20 protein-coding genes are annotated in these 19,248 nt (G+C 58.3%); 11 read left to right on the top strand and 9 right to left on the bottom strand.

The annotated features are described in order from the left end of the window. Positions 1–169: 169 nt before the first annotated feature. The gene (ettA, locus tag ACYZT9_RS23065; protein ID WP_462007560.1) at positions 170–1,834 is read left to right on the top strand and encodes an energy-dependent translational throttle protein EttA; all 1,665 of its coding nucleotides are present in this window, start codon (positions 170–172) and stop codon (positions 1,832–1,834) included. A gap of 173 nt (positions 1,835–2,007) precedes the next feature. Here the strand turns inward: ettA and ACYZT9_RS23060 are convergent, their stop codons facing one another. The 4 genes from ACYZT9_RS23060 to ACYZT9_RS23045 form a co-directional block, all read right to left on the bottom strand. Continuing rightward, a complete protein-coding gene (locus ACYZT9_RS23060) occupies positions 2,008–2,502 on the bottom strand; it encodes a GreA/GreB family elongation factor (protein WP_462007559.1) in 495 nt (164 codons plus the stop codon). A gap of 70 nt (positions 2,503–2,572) precedes the next feature. Then, entirely contained in the window at positions 2,573–2,929 is a 357-nt protein-coding gene (locus ACYZT9_RS23055) for a hypothetical protein (RefSeq protein ID WP_462010278.1), read from the bottom strand. Between the two features lie 213 nt (positions 2,930–3,142). Further along, positions 3,143–4,996, bottom strand: a complete 1,854-nt coding sequence (locus ACYZT9_RS23050) for an Lnb N-terminal periplasmic domain-containing protein (protein WP_462007558.1) — start codon at positions 4,994–4,996, stop codon at positions 3,143–3,145. 105 nt (positions 4,997–5,101) lie between these two features. Then, positions 5,102–5,590 carry a DUF3015 domain-containing protein gene (locus ACYZT9_RS23045; protein ID WP_462007557.1) on the bottom strand — a complete coding sequence of 163 codons (489 nt, stop codon included), beginning with the start codon at positions 5,588–5,590 and terminating at the stop codon, positions 5,102–5,104. Positions 5,591–5,863: 273 nt separating this feature from the next. On the opposite strand from ACYZT9_RS23045, the gene ACYZT9_RS23040 reads away from it, so the two are divergent. Further along, the gene (locus ACYZT9_RS23040) at positions 5,864–8,302 is read left to right on the top strand and encodes a Lon protease family protein (RefSeq protein WP_462007556.1); all 2,439 of its coding nucleotides are present in this window, start codon (positions 5,864–5,866) and stop codon (positions 8,300–8,302) included. A gap of 322 nt (positions 8,303–8,624) precedes the next feature. Beyond that, positions 8,625–8,966, top strand: a complete 342-nt coding sequence (locus ACYZT9_RS23035) for a PA4575 family protein (RefSeq protein WP_090179723.1) — start codon at positions 8,625–8,627, stop codon at positions 8,964–8,966. Positions 8,967–8,971: 5 nt separating this feature from the next. Here the strand turns inward: ACYZT9_RS23035 and ACYZT9_RS23030 are convergent, their stop codons facing one another. After that, a complete protein-coding gene (locus ACYZT9_RS23030; protein ID WP_462007555.1) occupies positions 8,972–10,801 on the bottom strand; it encodes a hypothetical protein in 1,830 nt (609 codons plus the stop codon). 171 nt (positions 10,802–10,972) lie between these two features. Between ACYZT9_RS23030 and ACYZT9_RS23025 the strand changes: the two genes are divergently transcribed. From ACYZT9_RS23025 to ACYZT9_RS23015, 3 genes are all read left to right on the top strand, one after another. Then, positions 10,973–11,461, top strand: coding sequence for a TIGR00645 family protein (locus tag ACYZT9_RS23025; RefSeq protein WP_462007554.1), 489 nt, complete (start codon positions 10,973–10,975; stop codon positions 11,459–11,461). A gap of 211 nt (positions 11,462–11,672) precedes the next feature. Beyond that, complete coding sequence (locus ACYZT9_RS23020) at positions 11,673–11,984, top strand: DUF6482 family protein (protein WP_462007553.1); 312 nt, start codon at positions 11,673–11,675, stop codon at positions 11,982–11,984. 121 nt (positions 11,985–12,105) lie between these two features. Further along, positions 12,106–12,723 (top strand): FKBP-type peptidyl-prolyl cis-trans isomerase, encoded by a 618-nt coding sequence (locus ACYZT9_RS23015; RefSeq protein WP_149418390.1) that lies wholly within the window; start codon positions 12,106–12,108, stop codon positions 12,721–12,723. Positions 12,724–12,840: 117 nt separating this feature from the next. Here ACYZT9_RS23015 and ACYZT9_RS23010 read toward each other — a convergent pair whose 3' ends face one another. The 3 genes from ACYZT9_RS23010 to ACYZT9_RS23000 all read right to left on the bottom strand — a co-directional run bounded on the left by ACYZT9_RS23010 (position 12,841) and on the right by ACYZT9_RS23000 (position 14,735). Further along, positions 12,841–13,098, bottom strand: a complete 258-nt coding sequence (locus ACYZT9_RS23010) for a PA4570 family protein (RefSeq protein ID WP_407014232.1) — start codon at positions 13,096–13,098, stop codon at positions 12,841–12,843. A 206-nt stretch (positions 13,099–13,304) separates the two neighbouring features. Beyond that, positions 13,305–13,646: a zinc ribbon domain-containing protein YjdM gene (locus ACYZT9_RS23005; RefSeq protein ID WP_462007552.1), complete on the bottom strand. Its 342-nt coding sequence runs from the start codon at positions 13,644–13,646 to the stop codon at positions 13,305–13,307. A 120-nt stretch (positions 13,647–13,766) separates the two neighbouring features. Continuing rightward, complete coding sequence (locus ACYZT9_RS23000) at positions 13,767–14,735, bottom strand: polyprenyl synthetase family protein (protein ID WP_017340860.1); 969 nt, start codon at positions 14,733–14,735, stop codon at positions 13,767–13,769. A 240-nt stretch (positions 14,736–14,975) separates the two neighbouring features. Between ACYZT9_RS23000 and rplU the strand changes: the two genes are divergently transcribed. The 5 genes from rplU (at position 14,976) to ACYZT9_RS22975 (ending at position 18,736) form a co-directional block, all read left to right on the top strand. Continuing rightward, on the top strand, positions 14,976–15,290 hold the full coding sequence (gene rplU, locus ACYZT9_RS22995; RefSeq protein WP_003176051.1) for a 50S ribosomal protein L21: 315 nt from the start codon (positions 14,976–14,978) through the stop codon (positions 15,288–15,290). A 34-nt stretch (positions 15,291–15,324) separates the two neighbouring features. Beyond that, a complete protein-coding gene (rpmA, locus tag ACYZT9_RS22990; RefSeq protein ID WP_007943982.1) occupies positions 15,325–15,600 on the top strand; it encodes a 50S ribosomal protein L27 in 276 nt (91 codons plus the stop codon). 193 nt (positions 15,601–15,793) lie between these two features. Then, a complete protein-coding gene (gene cgtA / locus ACYZT9_RS22985; RefSeq protein WP_008037904.1) occupies positions 15,794–17,017 on the top strand; it encodes an Obg family GTPase CgtA in 1,224 nt (407 codons plus the stop codon). A 123-nt stretch (positions 17,018–17,140) separates the two neighbouring features. Further along, positions 17,141–18,259, top strand: a complete 1,119-nt coding sequence (gene proB, locus ACYZT9_RS22980; protein WP_462010277.1) for a glutamate 5-kinase — start codon at positions 17,141–17,143, stop codon at positions 18,257–18,259. Between the two features lie 12 nt (positions 18,260–18,271). Next, positions 18,272–18,736: a CreA family protein gene (locus ACYZT9_RS22975; protein WP_462007551.1), complete on the top strand. Its 465-nt coding sequence runs from the start codon at positions 18,272–18,274 to the stop codon at positions 18,734–18,736. Between the two features lie 185 nt (positions 18,737–18,921). Here the strand turns inward: ACYZT9_RS22975 and rpsT are convergent, their stop codons facing one another. Further along, on the bottom strand, positions 18,922–19,200 hold the full coding sequence (rpsT, locus tag ACYZT9_RS22970) for a 30S ribosomal protein S20 (protein WP_008154937.1): 279 nt from the start codon (positions 19,198–19,200) through the stop codon (positions 18,922–18,924). Positions 19,201–19,248: the final 48 nt, after the last annotated feature.

Here is a 19,248-nt window from a genome sequence, read left to right as displayed (position 1 = left end):
TGCCTCTCGTCATTGAGGTAGCTTTGCCGGTTACGCGGGAGCGTTCCAGCTCCTAGAATCAGGTTTTTTCAGCGCGCAACATTGATAACCGTCAATCGTCGACGCGCACGGCCTGGCCGGGCATCGCCCGCGCTCCAATCATTCATCTGTCACTGACCCAAGGTTCTCCATGGCTCAATACGTCTTCACCATGCATCGGCTGGGCAAAGTTGTTCCGCCGAAGCGGGAAATCCTGAAAAACATTTCACTGTCCTTCTTCCCGGGCGCCAAGATCGGCGTGCTCGGCCTCAACGGTTCGGGTAAATCCACGCTGCTGAAAATCATGGCCGGCGTCGACACCGAGTTCGAGGGCGAAGCCCGTCCGATGCCGGAGCTGAACATCGGCTACCTGCCGCAAGAGCCGATCCTGGACCCGACCAAGACCGTGCGTGAAGTGGTCGAGGAAGCGGTCAGCGTGATCAAGAACGCTCAGGCACGCCTGGACGAGGTCTACGCGGCTTACGCTGATGAGGATGCCGACTTCGACAAGCTGGCCGCTGAACAGGCCAAGCTCGAAGCCATCCTGCAGGCCAGCGATGGTCACAACCTAGAGCGTCAACTAGAAGTCGCCGCCGATGCGCTGCGCCTGCCGGCCTGGGACGCCAAGGTCGAATTTCTTTCCGGTGGTGAAAAGCGTCGCGTGGCCCTGTGCCGCCTGCTGCTGTCCGCGCCGGACATGCTGCTGCTCGACGAACCGACCAACCACCTGGACGCCGATTCCGTCGCCTGGCTTGAACATTTCCTCCACGACTTCCCGGGCACTGTCGTCGCGATCACGCACGACCGTTACTTCCTGGACAACGTCGCTGGCTGGATCCTCGAACTCGACCGCGGTGCCGGTATCCCTTACGAGGGTAACTATTCGGGTTGGCTCGAAGCCAAGTCCGATCGTCTGGCCGCCGAATCCAAGCAGCAATCGGCCCACGAAAAAGCCATGAAGGAAGAACTGGAGTGGGTGCGCCAAGGCGCCAAGGCCCGCCAGTCGAAATCCAAGGCACGTCTGCAACGCTTCGAAGAAATGCAGTCGCAGGAATTCCAGAAGCGCAGCGAAACCAACGAGATCTACATTCCGGCCGGTCCGCGCCTGGGCGACAAGGTCATCGAGTTCAAGAATGTTTCCAAGGGCTACGGCGATCGCGTGTTGATCGACAACCTGTCGTTCTCCATGCCTAAAGGCGCCATCGTTGGTGTGATCGGCGGTAACGGTGCCGGTAAATCGACCCTGTTCCGCATGCTGATGGGTAAGGAAGCCCCGGATTCGGGCTCCATCGAAGTCGGCGAAACCGTGCAACTGGCCTGCGTCGATCAGAGCCGCGAAGACCTGGACGGCAGCAAAACTGTGTTCCAGCAAATCTCTGACGGTTCGGATCAGATCCGCATCGGCAACTACGAGATTCCGTCGCGCACTTACGTCGGTCGCTTCAACTTCAAGGGCGGCGATCAACAGAAGTTCGTCAAGGACCTGTCCGGTGGTGAGCGCGGTCGCTTGCACCTGGCCCTGACTCTGAAAGAGGGCGGCAACGTCCTGCTGCTCGACGAACCGTCCAACGACCTCGACGTTGAAACACTGCGTTCCCTGGAGGAAGCCCTGCTGGACTTCCCGGGCGCCGCCATTGTGATCTCTCACGATCGGTGGTTCCTTGACCGCGTCGCGACTCACATCCTGGCGTACGAAGACGACTCGCAAGCGGTGTTCTTCGAAGGCAACTACACCGAGTACGAAGCCGATCGTCGCAAACGCCTTGGCGAAGCGGCTGCACAGCCGCATCGGGTACGGCACAAGAAACTGGCCTGATTTCAGGTTGGTCGCATGAAAAAGCGGAGCCTTCGCAGGCTCCGCTTTTTTTTGGGTTTTCAGTGACACCGCGCCGCGGCCTTCGTCGGATCGCCGCCTGGAGCAAGCCCGCTCCCACAGGAGGGTGCATTCCAAATGTGGGAGCGGGCTTGCTCGCGAAGGCGTCCTTAGGGTCACCCAATCTCTATCGCCAAAACCTCAATCAGCAAATCCCCCACCGGCCGCTTCCACACCACCTCATCCCCCACCTGCGCACCCAGCAACGCCCGCCCCAGCGGTGAGCTCCAGTTGATCAGCCGGCTCGCGGCGTCGGCTTGATCCTCGCCCACCAACTGCACGCGTTGTTTATTGCCCTGTTCATCGGCAAAGGTCACCCAGGCGCCGATCTGCACTTTGTTGGTCGAGGAGGCCGGCACGACTAACTGAGCGCTTTGTAGGCGTTGATTGAAATACCGCCAGTCACGCTCAAGATCGGCCTGGCGTTGCTTGTCGGCCAGATCACCTTTTGCGCTTTGCTCATTGAGCAAGTTTTGCACCTCGGCGACTTTTGACTGCAACTGGGCAAGTCCGGCGGGCGTGACGTAATTGGGCTGCGCGCTGACCTGCCGTTCGACTGGCTGATCGGCATGCGCGGCAGCGTTATCTTCATTGACGAAGGCGCGGCTCATGGTTTTCTCCCGTTATAGGGTTTGGGCCATGGTCATGGTCTATTAGTTTCGACGGATGTCTGGAAACGACTCATTGCGAGCGAAACGCACGGGCGGCGTCCCGGTCTTTCCGCTGCTGCCAGGCTTCTTCGCGATCGTCCCAATGGCGGCTGCGATAGTCCTCGCGGTCCTCGCTTTCGCGCATGGCCTGACACTGGCGGAAGCCATCGCTCCAGCCCTCGGCGTATTGCCTGTCTTTGAGATAACGCGGCACGTTTTTGCGAAACACACCGGTGATCGCCCCGGCAGCTTGTCGGCCACTGCTGCAACCATCATCGAAGCCATCGGCGAACGCCGGTGGATAACCCTTGGCAATCAAATCCTCGTGGGTCGTCTGGCAACCCATGATCAACATCAATAAACCCGCCACACCCACGCAACGCCACATATCGGACTCCCGGCCGTTTACCGGCCTATGGGTGAAGTCTAGGAGTGCATTGGTGAGGCGTTTGTAGAAGGCCTGTGAAAAATCCATTAACGCCACCGATCAACGGTGGGAGCGAGCTTGCTCGCGAAGGCGGTGCGTCAGTCACCATCAATGTTGGATGAGCCGCCGCCTTCGCGAGCAAGCCCGCTCCCACGGGAATGGTGGCGTGTCAGGTCAATAGTGATACCACTTCACTTCAAGCATCACTTCGTTTTCCGGCGAAGCCAGGTGGCTGAATTCGCGCTGGGCGCTCAGGCGCAAACCAAGATTGCGCGACAATTCCCACTGCTGGTTCAGGCTCACGCTACGACGCACTTCGCCATTGGTGAAGAAATCACCCTTGGCCTCCAGGCTGAAGTTGCCCAGCGGGTTCTTCCACAACACGCCACTGTTGAAACCTGCCGCAGGAGCAATAAATCCGGCGAAGTCGTTGTTGTGCTCAACGCGCACAGTGCCCAGGGCGAAACCGAGCATGTCCTCGCTCAATTGCCACGTGCCGCCGCCACCGCCATTAACGTGACTGACCAGGGTTTCATCGTCATGTTTGCCTGGCACGCGCTCCAGGCCACCGGTGACTTGCCACGAGAGCGGTTGCAATAGCTCATTACGCGGCGTCAGGGACCGAATGGTCGCCAGATCCAGTTGCTGCAACTGCCACTCATTGCTTTCGTACTGGCGCAGTTTCATCTGCAGGATTTCAATCTGCGCGCCAAGGGGAAAGCTTTCGGCGTTGTCGTTGAGATCGTGATAGGCCATGCGCAGACCATATTCACCAAACGCCTTGTCGCCGCGGGTGCCGATGCCGGCCTGCCAGGTGCGTGATTCATGGCCATCTTCGGGCAGGCCGGGTTGCGGGATATCCAGCTCCGGTGGCGGGTTCTGGTTGATCGCCCGCAGCAATTCGAAACTGCGCTGAGCCCGTTGCGAGTCGCGTTCCTGGCCGTTGGCGCGGTAGCGTTCGAGTCGGTAAGCCGCGTCGATGATCAGCGCCTGACGCTCGCGTGGTTGCGCCTTGAAGGCAGGCTCCTGCAATTGTTTCTGGTCGGCGCTGACCTTCAGCACCCACTGCTGTTCTTCAGGATTCAAAGGCTCGGCACGGCTCAGCAGTTCACGTTCGCGGGACGGGCGATACTGGATCGACTCCACCAGACCGGCCTCTTTAACCGCTTTGACGGTGTCGGTCGGAATCGCCGTCAGCGCAAACTGTTCGGTCAGGCGCAAGCTCGGACGCGCCACTTGCAGCAGTTCCAGCAGGCGATAGGAGCAGTTTTCGTCGAAGAAGAAATAGTCGAACTGGATCTGCTTGAGTTCCCAGACGTGCTCGACCATGCGCTCGGTTTCTTGTTGTGTCAGGTTCAGCCGGTATTCCCAAAGGTCACGGTTCTCGAGACTGCGGTATTCCGAGAGCTTTTCCTGATACGGCACCAGCGCAAACAGGCCCGGATAACCGCCCATCAAGCCTTTCCAGGCGTACAAAATGCTGTTGTCCGAACCTTCGATGTAGGCGCCGAAGTTGATTGCGTAGCTGAGTAGCGCGGTCTTGTCGCTCTGCACGTCCGCCTGGTCGATACGCAGCAACGTGTGGCCGAACATCGACGAAGGGCTGTTCAAATAGGCCGCGGGGAAAATCATCACCGCGCTGTGGGGCGAGACATCCTTGAACCATTGCTTGAATTCAGCACAGTCCAACGTCGGCAAATCAATCAGGTTGAGTTGCGCCTTCAGCCAGCGAGTACGCGCGGGGTAGACGCATTGGGCATGTTGTTCACCGGCATTGGCCGGGGTGTATAGCGCCTGCACGGTGGCGACCAGTTCGCGGTCGGGATGTTCGTTGCCGTCGGGTGCCAGAAAGAACTTCTTGTCACTGACATAGCTGCGCCAGCCACCAAACTTGGCGGTTTCGTAATGGCCCAGGGAAATCCAGAAGGGATCGTTGGCCAGTTGCTGCAAACGTTGATTGTCGATGTATGGCGCGGCGGACAGCGGGGCGCAGACACAGAGCGCCAGCCAGGCAAGGCGTTTGAGCATAGTGGGCAACTTAAGTCGAAAGAAACAAAGACCAAAGGGGCAGGCCCAAAAGAGCCAGGTCCAAAAAATAAAACCCGCTCCCCGAAAGGAGCGGGCGGGGCGAGCTTAAGCTTGAGTCGCGTACTTGACCAGACGAGGGTCGTTTTTCAGGATTGCCAGAGTGTTGGTATGCACGTCTTCAGCCGTCACGTCAGCCTTGCTGAAGATCTGCTGGAAGTGCTCGTGAGTCACAGCAGCGAAGTGCGCACGGTCTTCCGGCGCCACGCCCAGTACCACGGCGTAAGTGGTCAGCGCTTCGCCCTGACCTTTCGCCATGTCTTCGGAGAGCTCGTTCATCATGCCATTCATGGCCAGCCAGGATTTGCCGCCATAGGTCAGCGACGCATTGGTCGAGCAACCGTTGGTACCGGACGTCATACCGAAGGTTGCGTTGCCGGAAGTGCCGTTAGTGGTGGATGCCAGGAAGTGAGCCGGGGTGCCACGCTGACCTTCGAACAGCATGTTGCCCCAACCGCAATCCGGGCCGCCTGGCGCCTGAGCCATGGCGTTGATGGATACAGCGGTGAAGAGAGTACCGAGAAGAATCCGTTTCATAGCTTTGTTCTCTTTATGTGCATACCAATGGACAGGGTCTGGCCCGATCTGGCGCCAGTGGGCCGGTTATGTTCCAGCCGCGCAGTTTGGAGTTTAGGCACGTTCCAAGGGTTCCGTTACTTTTTGCGAAATATTCGTTGAAAACGCCGATTTAGCCCCGGCCCGCCTGGGGATGCCCGTTTAGCTATGCTTTGGCTAAAGGCGCGCCTTGCCAGTGGGGTATGGGCAGCGCCAGAATGCCGCTATCTGCCCCGCCTGATGTAAGGAAGCCCGATGCCTGATCCTGTTGCTGCCAGCTTGCGTCTAGCGCCCGAAGCGCTGACCCGTCCGTTTTCCGCTGAACAGTTCAGCTTCTCTACCACCAATGAACTGGAGCCCTTCCGCGGTGTGCTTGGCCAGGAACGCGCGGTCGAAGCCTTGCAGTTCGGTGTGGCCATGCCACGCCCCGGTTACAACGTATTCGTCATGGGCGAGCCCGGCACCGGCCGGTTTTCGTTCGTCAAACGCTACCTGAAAGCCGAAGGCAAGCGCCTGCAAACCCCGGCGGACTGGGTCTACGTCAACAATTTCGATGAGCCACGCGAGCCCCGGGCCCTGGAATTGCCCTCGGGAACGGCCAGCGCGTTTATCGGTGATATCAACACGTTGATCGACAACCTGGTGGCGACGTTCCCCGCAGTATTCGAACACCCGTCCTATCAGCAGAAGAAAAGCGCCATCGACCGCGCTTTCAACCAGCGCTACGACAAGGCACTGGACATCATCGAGCGCCTGGCGCTGGAGAAAGAAGTCGCGCTTTACCGTGACGCCAGCAACATCGCGTTTACCCCGATGAGTGAAGGCAAGGCGCTGGATGAAGCGGAATTTGCCCAGTTGCCAGAAGCTGATCGCGAGCGTTTTCACGACGACATTTCCGGTCTGGAGGAGCGCCTGAACGAAGAGCTCGCCAGCCTGCCGCAATGGAAGCGTGAGTCGAGCAATCAACTGCGCCACCTCAACGAAGAAACCATCACCCTGGCCTTGCAGCCGCTGCTGTCGCCGTTGTCGGAGAAGTACGCCGAGAACGCGGCGGTGTGCGGTTACCTGCAGGCGATGCAGGTTTATCTGCTGAAAACCGTGGTCGAGCAACTGGTGGACGACAGCAAGGTCGATGCCGTTGCCCGCAAGATGCTGGAAGAGCAATACGCGCCGAGCCTGGTGGTCGGTCATTCGGCCAGCGGCGGTGCGCCGGTGGTGTTCGAGCCGCACCCGACTTACGAAAACCTGTTTGGCCGCATCGAATACAGCACTGATCAGGGTGCGCTTTACACGACTTATCGGCAGTTGCGCCCAGGCGCGCTGCACCGTGCCAACGGCGGTTTCCTGATCCTCGAAGCGGAAAAAATGCTCAGCGAGCCGTTCGTGTGGGATGCGCTCAAGCGCGCTCTGCAATCGCGCAAGCTGAAAATGGAGTCGCCACTCGGCGAGATGGGCCGTTTCGCCACCGTTACCCTGACACCGCAGCACATCCCGTTGCAGGTCAAAGTCGTCATCATCGGCGCACGTCAGCTGTATTACACGCTGCAAGACCTCGATCCGGACTTCCAGGAGATGTTCCGCGTTCTGGTGGATTTCGACGAAGACATCCCGATGGTCGACGAGAGCCTGGAGCAGTTCGCCCAATTACTGAAAACCCGCACCTCCGAAGAAGGCATGGCGCCGCTGACCGCCGATGCCGTGGCGCGTGTGGCGACGTACAGTGCGCGTCTGGCTGAGCATCAGGGACGTTTATCGGCGCGGATCGGTGACTTGTTCCAGCTGGTCAGCGAGGCGGATTTCATTCGCGACCTGGCCGGCGATGAAATGACCGACGCCGGGCACATCGAGCGTGCGCTCAAGGCCAAGGCTACCCGCACCGGGCGCGTTTCGGCGCGGATTCTCGATGACATGCTGGCCGGGATCATCCTGATCGACACCGATGGCGCGGCCGTCGGAAAATGCAACGGGCTGACGGTGCTGGAGGTCGGCGACTCGGCGTTCGGTGTGCCGGCACGGATTTCCGCCACGGTCTACCCTGGCGGCAGCGGCATTGTCGACATCGAGCGCGAAGTCAACCTTGGCCAGCCGATTCACTCCAAAGGCGTGATGATCCTCACCGGGTATCTGGGCAGCCGTTACGCCCAGGAATTCCCGTTGGCGATTTCCGCGAGCATCGCGCTGGAACAGTCCTATGGTTACGTCGATGGAGACAGTGCGTCGCTGGGCGAAGCCTGCACGTTGATTTCGGCCTTGTCGAAAACGCCGCTCAAGCAATGCTTTGCAATCACCGGTTCGATCAACCAGTTCGGTGAAGTGCAAGCGGTGGGCGGGGTCAACGAGAAGATCGAAGGCTTCTTCCGCCTCTGCGAAGCCCGCGGGCTGACCGGTGAGCAGGGGGCGATCATTCCCCAGGCCAACGTGGCCACACTGATGCTGGATGAGAAGGTGTTGTCGGCAGTGCGCGCGGGGCAATTCCATGTCTACGCGGTGCGTCAGGCCGATGAGGCGTTGAGCCTGTTGGTCGGTGAGCCTGCCGGGGCGCCGGATGAGAATGGCGAGTTCCCTGAAGGCAGCGTCAATGCGCGGGTTGTGGAACGTTTGCGGGTGATCGCGGAAATGATCAGCGAAGAAGACCTGAAAGAAGCCGAGAAAGAAGCCGCACAGGAAGCGCTGGTCGAAACCAAGCCTGCCTGACATACACCTGATCAAAAATCGCACCGATCCTGTGGGAGCGAGCTTGCTCGCGATAGCGGACTTTCAGCCAACAGAGATGTTGAATGTCAGTGGCTCATCGCGAGCAAGCTCGCTCCCACATTTGTACTGGGTGCCGTTTGAAGAACGTGCCATCACTCTGACGTCAACATTCACACAATGACCATTCGGCGCCTTCTGGTCTCAGTTGACGTGCTGGTCAGACTTTTCTTCTATTCTGAGCTCAAGGATATCGACAGTAATCACTGGATCGAGACAGCTCTCCCGTGGGGGCTGAATACCGGATCTACCGAGGGTCGCCGCCATGTCGCGCAACCTCTGCCTCACCCGTCAATGCCTGGGCCTTGTGACCCGTATCGAGTGTGCCATCCGCCCTTTGGCGGGGGATACGGGCATGTGGACCTTACTCTTCGCCGCTGGAATGGCCGGCGAACAACCTTCAGCCATCAAAGCCCAAGGCCCTTTTCATGGGCCCTTCGTGGCTGAATCCATCCTCGACACCATTGTCGAAAGCCTGACACTGCACGGCTACGAGCTGGCCGACGATCCGCAAATCTGGTGCCTGCACCTGCAAGCCCAGCTGCGGGAAATCAATGGCGGCCGTTGTCGCAACCTCGGCGGCTTCGAGTTTCGCCCCGACCATTGAGAGGGCTATTGGTCAAGGCTGGACGTATCAGCCTTGTCGAGCTTGACCTCGAAGCCATATTGCACGGTGGTGAGGTCGGTTCGCTGATAGGTTTCCAGACGTGTGGGCTGGCCATAGAAGTAATGCACGCCGAATACTGCGGGGCCTTCTGCGCTGGCATCGTGAATGACCGAAAGAATCTCCTTGAGGTAATGACCGCTGTCGTCCTTGGCGAAAAAGCGCCAGTCCTGGGCGGGAAACCGCTTGAGATCAACCACCAGCGCATTGCCTTTCAATTCCAGGCCTTTGGGCAGTTGGTGGACATCGAGTGTCTGCTTGTCGATTGTCGCCAGGAACAGCGGCATGGAACCCACCGCGTAGGCAGGCGTTTGCGCAAACAGGTTCAGATCGTAAGTGATGAGGCCGCGCAGGGGATCGATCTGATACGCCTGCGGCGGTAGCTCGATCGGCTCGTCGCGTTTACCGCTGCTGTCCTCGGTAAAGAAGCTGACCGGGCTATTCCCGGGGTTGAAGGAAGTGCCCAGCAGTTCGTCGTTGAAACTTCGGGTGTGATCGAATTCGATGCGCGCGGCGCTCGGGTCATCGACCGATTGCCGGATGTTGACGCTTTTTTTCAGTTGCTCCTCGCTTAGCGTCGCGCCTTTGAGCCAGGTTGGAGCCTGATCGTCGTAAACCACCACCGGCAAAGTCAGTGGCTGGATGGTTTTTGCGGTGGTGTGCTGGTCGAAACGACGGACTGGCAGGTCCAGATCCTTGCGTGTGACCGTGGCCGCCGAAAAGTCGAGCAGGCTGACTTCAAGGGTCTCGATCAGCCCGTTGAAATACACCTTGGAGTAATGGTTTTTTTGTTGCTTCTCAAAGGCGCGCTGCTCTTCGTCGAGCTGTTTTTCGAACGTCTCGCTCCAGGCCTTTTGCTGCTGCATTTTTGCCAGCTGTTTTTGATAGAAGGCAATTTGCGCGGCGGTTTCGTTGATCGAGCCCGAGCGCGAAAGAAATTGCCCGGTGGCGTCCTTCGCCTGGACGATCAGCGGGTTGAGGGGTATTTCGCCGATCTCAGGCGCCAGCGGTGCGTTGTTGTTGAACTCGATTTCGGCGTAATTGTTCGCCAGCTTCAGCAAAGTGACGCTGAGATTGTCGTTGGTGCGAGTCTGGCCAACGTCCTTCTTCGTCAGTTCAAAGCTGTAAAGCCGTCGCGGCGCGATGACTTGCGCCTTGCCTTGAAGGCTGACCGGCTGCGGCTGGTTCTTGTTTTCCACATCCAGACCATCGACGTACGGGTAGGTCACCGTGAGATCGTCGGGGTGGGTCAGGTTGGAACTCGACGGGCTCAGCTGAATGCCCGGATCGGTTTCCGACCATTCTGGCTGAAACGCTATGACGCGTTTGTCGCTCAGGGTCACCGATTGCCATTCCAGGCCATGAGGAAAGAGAAACGTGTCGGGAATGTTGAAGTTGAAAGGGAACACCGGCTGCAGGTCGGTCAGATAATCGGAGCTTGAATCCTTATGCAGCACAATCAGGCTGTTGAGATACGTGTCGACCAGGGCTTGGGGCGTGGGATAGTGCTTGAGCACCGCGAGGACATCTGCGCTGTACTCGGTCTCCACGGGTTTGCTGTCGAGTTTGAGTTGCGTACGCTCGAGCAGCAGCAGGGAGCCGCCGAGTTCGGCCACGGCATCCTTGAGCTTGGGATCCTGAATCGCCTCCAGAGACATCTCGAACTGCGCGGTCTTTTCTTCGAGGCTGACCTGGCGGTTGTCATCGCAGGGTGAGCAGCCGCTCATCAGAAGCGCCAGGCAAACCCCGGCGCTTTTTAAAGGCAATCGCACATCCATTTCCCGTCTTCCTGTCCGATGTCGCTGGGCTGTCAATGGTTTGGACACTAGCAGAAAAACCTTGTCACACACGCGCAGGTTGCGGATTTTCCGATGGTTTCTGACTGCTTCTGGGTATAGACAAGCGGCTGGTATACTCGCGGCCAATTCCAGCCCAATGTGTGAGATTCAATGGAACGCTTTATCGAAAATGCAATGTACGCCTCCCGCTGGCTGTTGGCGCCGATCTACTTCGGCTTGTCCCTTGGCTTGCTGGCCCTGGCGTTGAAATTCTTCCAGGAAGTCTTCCACGTCATTCCCAACGTGTTCTCGATGGCTGAATCGGACCTGATCCTGGTGCTGCTGTCGCTGATCGACATGGCACTGGTGGGCGGTTTGCTGGTGATGGTGATGATTTCCGGCTATGAGAACTTCGTCTCCCAACTGGACATCGACGACAGCAAGGAAAAGCTCAACTGGCTGGGCACCATGGATTCATCTTCGTTGAAGATGAAGGTCGCAGCGTCCATCGTGGCGATTTCGTCGATCCACCTGTTGCGGGTTTTCATGGACGCCAAGAACATCGATCCCGAGCATTTGAAGTGGTACGTGATCATTCACATGACCTTCGTGGTGTCGGCGTTTGCCATGGGGTATCTGGATAAACTCACCAAGCATTGATTGGCACATTCCCTTGTAGGAGCGAGGCTTGCCCGCCAAGGGGTCATGTCAGTCGACATATGTGTCGCCTGTTAAGCCGCCTTCGCGGGCAAGCCTCGCTCCTACAAGGGGATTGTGAAACAGACGGGCGGTGTCGTTTATGGCTTGTACTTTGATGCGCTGGGGCCTATGCCTGTAAGGATGTTGTCTCGCCACAGTGTGAGGTGCGTTCATGAACTTTGTAGAGTTACGTGCTTATGCCATCGCCGGGAAAGTCGATGAGCTGAATCTGATCTCTCTGGAAGGCGGGATCTACTTGCTTGAGGCACGCATGCATGGTGCTGCGTATCCCTTGAGCGATGCTCGCGGCCAGATGGTTCACCTGCGCTCGGTAGAGCATGCGCGTGAAGTGCTTCATAACTTTCCCACCTTGCCATTCAATCTTGTGCACACCTCGGTTCATGATGAAATGTGTGGGCTGGGTGCGAGTTCTGAGGAAAGCCTGAAGGTGCCAATCGCTTTCGGTTCTGCCTGGCAGCACTGACACCCCGCATCAGTGCAATGACATCTGTGCTAGTCTGCTGGCCCTTTTGGTTCCGGGCGCTCCGGGACGCGCTGTGCACGCACGGCAAGTTCCAGGGCCGTCCGCACAGCGGAGCAGTGTCATGTCCGAAGTAAATCTGTCCACCGACGAAACCCGCGTCAGCTACGGTATCGGCCGTCAGTTGGGCGACCAACTGCGTGACAACCCGCCACCGGGCGTTAGCCTGGATGCGATCCTGGCAGGTCTGACCGACGCTTTCGCCGGCAAGGAAAGCCGTGTAGGTCAGGAAGAAATGTCCGCCAGCTTCAAGGTTATCCGTGAAATCATGCAAGCCGAAGCCGCTGCCAAAGCTGAAGCCGCTGCTGGCGAAGGCCTGGCCTTCCTGGCTGAAAATGCCAAGCGCGATGGCATCACTACCTTGGCTTCCGGTCTGCAATTCGAAGTGCTGACTGCCGGCGAAGGCGCCAAGCCGACCCGTGAAGACCAAGTGCGCACTCACTATCACGGCACCCTGATCGATGGCACTGTGTTCGACAGCTCCTATGATCGTGGTCAGCCAGCAGAATTTCCGGTCGGCGGCGTGATCGCTGGCTGGACCGAAGCCCTGCAACTGATGAACGCCGGCAGCAAATGGCGCTTGTACGTGCCGAGCGAACTGGCTTACGGCGCTCAAGGCGTTGGCAGCATTCCGCCGCACAGCGTACTGGTCTTCGACGTCGAACTGCTCGACGTTCTGTAAACCAGTGATCCTGTAGGAGCGAAGCTTGCTCGCGAATGCGTCACCTCGGTTTCAAGTCGAAACCGCGTCGCCTGCTTCGCGAGCAAGCTCTGCTCCTACAGAGATTTGCAGCGATTCTCATATTTCGATCTTGTGCTGCAATTCACTGGTCGGGCGCAACGCCCGGGCATAGCAGAACAGAAACAGATTGCGCACCAGTTCCTTGAGCACCACAGGCTCACTGGAACTCAAGCCGTTGACGTCCAGATCACCCTGATCCTGCAACTCGTTCAAGGCTTCTTCTTCAAGCACCGCACAGACTTCCCCGGTTTCCCGATGCAGAATCCTGAGGTAGGGATGTGGGCGGTCCAGCCAGGCATCGATCAAATAAGTCATGAGTCTCATCTCCATTGAATGGTTTCAATGAGAATAATTCCTATTCATTAAATAGCAAGGGCCTATTGGCGGTTTCCGGTTTTTTCCGGGTAAAGATTGCTTAAGGTCAAAACGGCTGGCGTTTGGCTGTTGCGAGGAAATACTGCGCGAGGCAGGGGAGGGAGAAGCACCATCCCACGCCGGGCGCGGGATGGAGTACAGCAGGTTCAGACTTTTCTGACGAACTCGGATTTGAGCTTCATCGGGCCGATGCCGTCAATCTTGCAGTCAATGTCGTGGTCGCCATCGCACAGACGGATGTTCTTGACCTTGGTGCCGACCTTGACCACCAGCGACGTGCCTTTGACCTTGAGGTCCTTGATCACGGTGATGGTGTCGCCGTCCTGCAGGACGTTGCCTACCGAATCCTTTTTCACGGTGTCATCGGACGCTGCTTCAGCTTCCCCGCTGGCGGACCACTCGTGGGCGCACTCGGGGCAGATCAGCTGGGCACCGTCTTCATAGGTGTATTCGGATTTGCATTTCGGACAGGGTGGCAACGTGCTCACTAAGGCTCCTTGGATTCAGGATCGCTAAAAAGCGCACATTGTATAGGGTTTTTGCCAGAGGAGGCGCGCGCAGTACATAACCTGTGGGAGCAAGCCCGCTCCCACAGGTGATGGTCGTTGTCAGTGCGTGCGGGCCACCGCAAACTCACTCAACTCGACCAACGCATCGCGATACTCGCTGGCAGGCAGCGCGTCGAGGCATTTGATCGCTCGGGCCACGTAATCACGGGCCAGTTGCGCGGTGTACTCAAGGGAGCCGGAAGCTTCAACGGCCTCTCGAATGCTTTCCAGGTCCTCGATGCCGCCTTTCTGGATCGCCTTGCGCACCAGTGCCGCCTGTTCCGGGGTACCTTCGCGCATGGTGTAGATCAGTGGCAGGGTCGGCTTGCCTTCGGCCAGATCATCGCCGACGTTCTTGCCCAGGGTTTCTGCGTCACCCTTGTAGTCCAACAGGTCGTCGACCAGTTGGAAGGCCACGCCCAGGTGATCGCCAAACGTGCGCAGGGCTTCGGCTTGTTCCGGCGTCGCTTCGCACAGGGCTGCGGCGCTGTGGGTCGAGGCCTCGAAGAGCATCGCGGTCTTGCCGCGGATGACTTCCATGTAGGTTTCTTCGGTGGTGCTTGCGTCGCGGACCTTGGACAGCTGCAACACTTCGCCTTCGGCGATGATGCGCGTGGCTTGCGAAAGGATCTTCATCACCGGCATGGAGCCCAGTTCGACCATCATTTCGAAGGAGCGCGAATACAGGAAGTCGCCCACCAGTACGCTTGGCGCATTGCCCCACATGGCGTTGGCGGTCGAGCGGCCACGGCGCATGCCGGACATGTCGACGACGTCGTCGTGCAGCAGGGTGGCGGTGTGCAGGAACTCGATGGTCGCGGCCAGCAGGCGCAGGTCGTCGCCTTCGCGGCCAAGGGCCTTGCCACACAGCAGCACTAATAAAGGACGCAGGCGTTTACCGCCAGCCGAGGTAATGTAGTCGCCGATTTTCGATACCAGCGGCACTCGGGAAGTCAGCTGCTTCTTGATGATGCCGTCGACGGCGCTAAAATCGTCCGCCACCGCGCGGTAGAAAGCTTGGGGTTGCATCAGCGACAGTTGCTCCAGAAGGGTTGCGCGGCATGCTAGGACCCACGTCGGCGGGTGTCAAGGCGCGATGGACGGCCTCTTGCATCGCCCCGGCAGCTTGCGTACAATCGCGCACCCTGAACTTCCTGGGCAGCACCTGCCTTACGCAATTGCAAACAGGCCTTCCAGCCTTATGCAGCCATGCCAGCCAATACCTCTTCTTATAAAGAGCTGGGTGAGCAGGATTATCGGAGAAATACCATGTCGTACGCAGTAATTGTTACTGGTGGCAAGCAATACAAGGTCGCCCCAGGTGAATACCTGAAGATCGAAAAACTGGAAATCGCTACTGGCGAATCCGTTACTTTTGATCGCGTTCTGTTGGTCGCCAATGGCGATGACGTGAACATCGGCGCTCCAGTTGTTGCCGGCGCTACCGTTGTGGCTGAAGTGATCTCCCAAGGTCGTCACGATAAAGTCCGCATCATCAAGTTCCGTCGTCGTAAGCACCACATGAAGCGTATGGGCCACCGCCAGTGGTACACCGAGATCAAAATCACCGGTATTCAGGCTTAATTTCAGCCTAATTCCTCACTAGGAGAATTGACTCATGGCACACAAAAAAGCTGGTGGTAGTACCCGTAACGGTCGCGACTCAGAAGCCAAACGCCTTGGCGTGAAGATGTATGGCGGCCAGGTTATCATTCCGGGCAACATCATCGTGCGTCAGCGCGGCACCCAATTCCACGCCGGTTACGGTGTTGGCATGGGTAAAGATCACACTCTGTTCGCTAAAATCGACGGCGTGATCAAGTTCGAAGTAAAAGGCGCTTTCAACCGCCGTTACGTGAGCATTGTCCCGAAGACTGACGTCGTCGCGGCATAATTACGTAGTTGCTGGAAAAGCCCTGTCTTGCGACGGGGCTTTTTCGTTTGTGGGATGAGTCTCTTGCAAAGCTGTTTGTAATGAGCTCCAGCGCTGGATTTGCGGTCGTTGATTGAGGTCGCTGCGCTCATTTTTGCAAGAGTCTTATGTCTGGATTTTTTCGGCTCGTCCGTATGGCGAGAGGCGTTGTGTTATGAAGTTTGTTGATGAAGTATCGATTCGAGTAAAGGCCGGTGACGGCGGCAACGGTTGCATGAGCTTCCGTCGTGAAAAATTCATTGAAAATGGCGGCCCTAACGGCGGCGACGGTGGTGATGGCGGCTCGGTCTACATGATCGCCGACGAAAACCTCAACACCCTGGTGGACTACCGTTACACCCGGCACTTCGATGCCGAGCGTGGTTCCAACGGCGGCAGCACCGACTGCACCGGCAAGAAAGGTGAAGAGCTGGTGTTGCGTGTTCCGGTCGGCACGACCGTCATCGACGCTGCCACCCAGGAAGTGATCGGCGACCTGACCAAGGCTGGTCAGAAACTGCTGGTGGCTCACGGTGGCTGGCACGGGCTGGGCAACACCCGTTTCAAATCCAGTACCAACCGCGCTCCGCGTCAGACCACGCCGGGCAAGCCGGGTGAGGCGCGTGATCTGAAGCTGGAAATGAAAGTGTTGGCAGACGTCGGTCTGCTGGGCTTGCCGAACGCTGGTAAAAGTACCTTCATTCGCTCGGTATCGGCCGCCAAGCCGAAAGTCGCCGACTACCCGTTCACCACGCTGGTGCCGAACCTGGGTGTGGTCAGCGTCGATCGCTGGAAGAGCTTCGTGGTCGCGGACATCCCGGGTCTGATCGAAGGCGCTTCCGATGGCGCAGGCTTGGGGATTCGCTTCCTCAAGCACTTGTCGCGTACCCGTTTGCTGCTGCACCTCGTGGACATGGCGCCGCTCGATGACACCAGCGCCCCGGATGCTGCTGAAGTGATCGTCAGCGAATTGACCAAGTTCAGCCCGTCCCTGGCTGAGCGTGATCGTTGGCTGGTGCTGAACAAGTGCGACCAGATCCTTGAAGAAGAGCACGATGCTCGCGTCAAGGAAATCGTTGATCGCCTGGAATGGACTGGCCCGGTCTACGTGATCTCGGCCATCTCCAAGCTCGGCACTGAGCGTCTGTGCCACGACATCATGCGTTACATGGAAGATCGTGCCGATCGCCTGGCGAACGACCCTGCTTACAAGGAAGAGCTGGCCGAACTTGATCAGCGTATCGAAGACGAAGCTCGTGCCCAGTTGCAGGCTCTGGATGACCAGCGTGCCCTGCGCCGCAGTGGCGTGAAGTCGGTCCATGACATCGGCGACGATGATTGGGACGAAGAAGACGTGGATGATGAAGACGGTCCGGAAATCATTTACGTGCGCGACTGATCCGTTGCGATAAACTTGAACGCCGCTCAATCGAGCGGCGTTTTGGTATCTGGAAATCGGTAGTCACGAATAACGTTACGGGCAGCGCTGGGTCGCGCTGTCCTCAAGCTAAGGTTGAAGATGATGCGGAGCAAGGTGACAGGTGCGCAGCGTTGGGTCGTGAAAATCGGCAGCGCGTTGCTGACGGCGGACGGCAAGGGCCTGGATCGCGCGGCAATGGGTGTCTGGGTCGAACAGATGGTTGCCCTGCATGAGGCGGGCGTCGAGCTGGTGTTGGTGTCCTCCGGGGCAGTGGCAGCGGGCATGAGCCGTCTGGGTTGGACCGTGCGACCCAGTGCGATGCACGAGCTGCAGGCGGCTGCCGCCATCGGTCAGATGGGCCTGGTTCAGGCTTGGGAATCGAGCTTTGCCGAATTTGGTCGGCACACCGCGCAGATTCTTCTGACGCACGACGACTTGTCCGACCGCAAGCGCTACCTGAACGCCCGCAGCACCTTGCGTGCGTTGGTCGAGTTGAAAGTGATTCCGGTGATCAACGAAAACGACACCGTGGTGACTGACGAAATCCGTTTTGGCGACAACGACACGCTGGCGGCGCTGGTGGCCAACCTGGTTGAAGCTGATTTGCTGGTGATCCTTACCGATCGCGACGGCATGTTCGACGCCGATCCGCGCAACAACCCCGATGCCAAGCTGATTTACGAGGCGCGCGCCGATGATCCGGCGCTGGACGCCGTGGCAGGTGGTACGGGTGGTGCGCTGGGGCGCGGCGGCATGCAAACCAAGTTGCGCGCGGCGCGCCTGGCGGCGCGTTCCGGTGCGCACACCATCATCGTTGGCGGACGCCTCGATCGTGTGCTGGATCGCCTGAAGGCGGGCGAGCGCATCGGCACCTTGCTGTCGCCGGAGCGCGGCATGCTGGCAGCGCGCAAACAATGGCTGGCCGGCCATCTGCAAACCCGCGGCACGCTGGTGCTGGATGCGGGGGCGGTGACGGCGTTGTCCCAAGGCAACAAAAGCCTGTTGCCGGTCGGCGTCAAGCTGGTCCAGGGCAGTTTCCGTCGCGGCGAAATGGTGGTGTGCGTGGCGCCGGACGGTCGTGAGATCGCCCGTGGCCTGGCCAACTACAGCGCGCTGGAAGCGCAGAAAATCATCGGTCAGTCGTCTGAGGCGATTGTCGGTCTGCTGGGTTACATGGCCGAGCCGGAACTGGTTCACCGCGATAACCTTATCCTGGTCTGAAGGAATATTTGAATGCGCGTAGCAAAAGGATTGTTGGGGCTGCTGTTGGTGATGCCGCTGCTGGCCTCGGCCGAGGAAATTGGTCAGGTGTCGACGGTGTTCAAGTTTGTCGGCCCGAACGACCGTATCGTCGTTGAGGCATTCGATGATCCGAAGGTCGAAGGCGTGACTTGCTACCTGTCCCGGGCCAAGACTGGCGGTGTGAAAGGCGGCTTGGGTTTGGCTGAGGATCGCGCTGAAGCGTCCATTGCCTGTCGTCAGGTGGGGCCGATCAACTTCAAGGGCGAGTTGAAGGATGGCGAAGAGGTGTTCAAGGAGCGCACTTCACTGGTGTTCAAGACCATGCAGGTGGTGCGCTTCCTCGACAAGAAGCGCAATACGCTGGTTTATCTGGTATACAGCGATCGCTTGATCGAAGGCAGCCCGCAGAATGCGGTGACGGCAATCCCTATCCTGCCATGGACACACGCCCAATAACCTAGTAAAGATCCGAATGTGGGAGCGAGCTTGCTCGCGATAGCTGCTTAACATTCAACATCTATGTCGACTGTTATGCTGTCATCGCGAGCAAGCTCGCTCCCACATTTTTTTGCGGTGCGTTTGCCCAAATCGCAGGCAATAAAAAACCGACCCTGGGGTCGGTTTTTTAACAAGCTTATCGCTTATGCGGCAACAGCAAGGTTCAGAGCCTTGACGTGACCGTTCAGGCGGCTCTTGTGGCGAGCAGCCTTGTTCTTGTGGATGATGCCTTTATCGGCCATACGGTCGATAACTGGCACGGCCAGAACGTAAGCAGCTTGAGCTTTTTCAGCGTCTTTTGCGTCGATGGCCTTAACTACATTCTTGATGTAGGTACGAACCATGGAACGCAGGCTGGCGTTGTGGCTGCGACGCTTCTCAGCCTGTTTTGCACGTTTTTTGGCGGAAGGTGTGTTGGCCACCGTCGAGCTCCTCGAAAGACTTTTTAGGAAATAGCAAACAAAATAGGC

This window comes from Pseudomonas sp. ZT5P21 (genome assembly GCF_054897785.1).
The sequence above is the reverse complement of the archived record's forward strand: the minus strand, read 5'-3'. Positions and strand labels throughout refer to the sequence as shown.

Excerpts from the sequence above, each read along its gene's own strand:
- ettA (WP_462007560.1), top strand. The coding sequence starts at position 170 with ATGGCTCAATACGTCTTCACCATGCATCGGCTGGGCAAAGTTGTTCCG.
- ACYZT9_RS23060 (WP_462007559.1), bottom strand. The coding sequence starts at position 2,502 with ATGAGCCGCGCCTTCGTCAATGAAGATAACGCTGCCGCGCATGCCGAT.
- ACYZT9_RS23055 (WP_462010278.1), bottom strand. The coding sequence starts at position 2,929 with ATGTGGCGTTGCGTGGGTGTGGCGGGTTTATTGATGTTGATCATGGGT.
- ACYZT9_RS23050 (WP_462007558.1), bottom strand. The coding sequence starts at position 4,996 with ATGCTCAAACGCCTTGCCTGGCTGGCGCTCTGTGTCTGCGCCCCGCTG.
- ACYZT9_RS23045 (WP_462007557.1), bottom strand. The coding sequence starts at position 5,590 with ATGAAACGGATTCTTCTCGGTACTCTCTTCACCGCTGTATCCATCAAC.
- ACYZT9_RS23040 (WP_462007556.1), top strand. The coding sequence starts at position 5,864 with ATGCCTGATCCTGTTGCTGCCAGCTTGCGTCTAGCGCCCGAAGCGCTG.
- ACYZT9_RS23035 (WP_090179723.1), top strand. The coding sequence starts at position 8,625 with ATGTCGCGCAACCTCTGCCTCACCCGTCAATGCCTGGGCCTTGTGACC.
- ACYZT9_RS23030 (WP_462007555.1), bottom strand. The coding sequence starts at position 10,801 with ATGGATGTGCGATTGCCTTTAAAAAGCGCCGGGGTTTGCCTGGCGCTT.
- ACYZT9_RS23025 (WP_462007554.1), top strand. The coding sequence starts at position 10,973 with ATGGAACGCTTTATCGAAAATGCAATGTACGCCTCCCGCTGGCTGTTG.
- ACYZT9_RS23020 (WP_462007553.1), top strand. The coding sequence starts at position 11,673 with ATGAACTTTGTAGAGTTACGTGCTTATGCCATCGCCGGGAAAGTCGAT.
- ACYZT9_RS23015 (WP_149418390.1), top strand. The coding sequence starts at position 12,106 with ATGTCCGAAGTAAATCTGTCCACCGACGAAACCCGCGTCAGCTACGGT.
- ACYZT9_RS23010 (WP_407014232.1), bottom strand. The coding sequence starts at position 13,098 with ATGACTTATTTGATCGATGCCTGGCTGGACCGCCCACATCCCTACCTC.
- ACYZT9_RS23000 (WP_017340860.1), bottom strand. The coding sequence starts at position 14,735 with ATGCAACCCCAAGCTTTCTACCGCGCGGTGGCGGACGATTTTAGCGCC.
- rplU (WP_003176051.1), top strand. The coding sequence starts at position 14,976 with ATGTCGTACGCAGTAATTGTTACTGGTGGCAAGCAATACAAGGTCGCC.
- rpmA (WP_007943982.1), top strand. The coding sequence starts at position 15,325 with ATGGCACACAAAAAAGCTGGTGGTAGTACCCGTAACGGTCGCGACTCA.
- cgtA (WP_008037904.1), top strand. The coding sequence starts at position 15,794 with ATGAAGTTTGTTGATGAAGTATCGATTCGAGTAAAGGCCGGTGACGGC.
- proB (WP_462010277.1), top strand. The coding sequence starts at position 17,141 with ATGCGGAGCAAGGTGACAGGTGCGCAGCGTTGGGTCGTGAAAATCGGC.
- ACYZT9_RS22975 (WP_462007551.1), top strand. The coding sequence starts at position 18,272 with ATGCGCGTAGCAAAAGGATTGTTGGGGCTGCTGTTGGTGATGCCGCTG.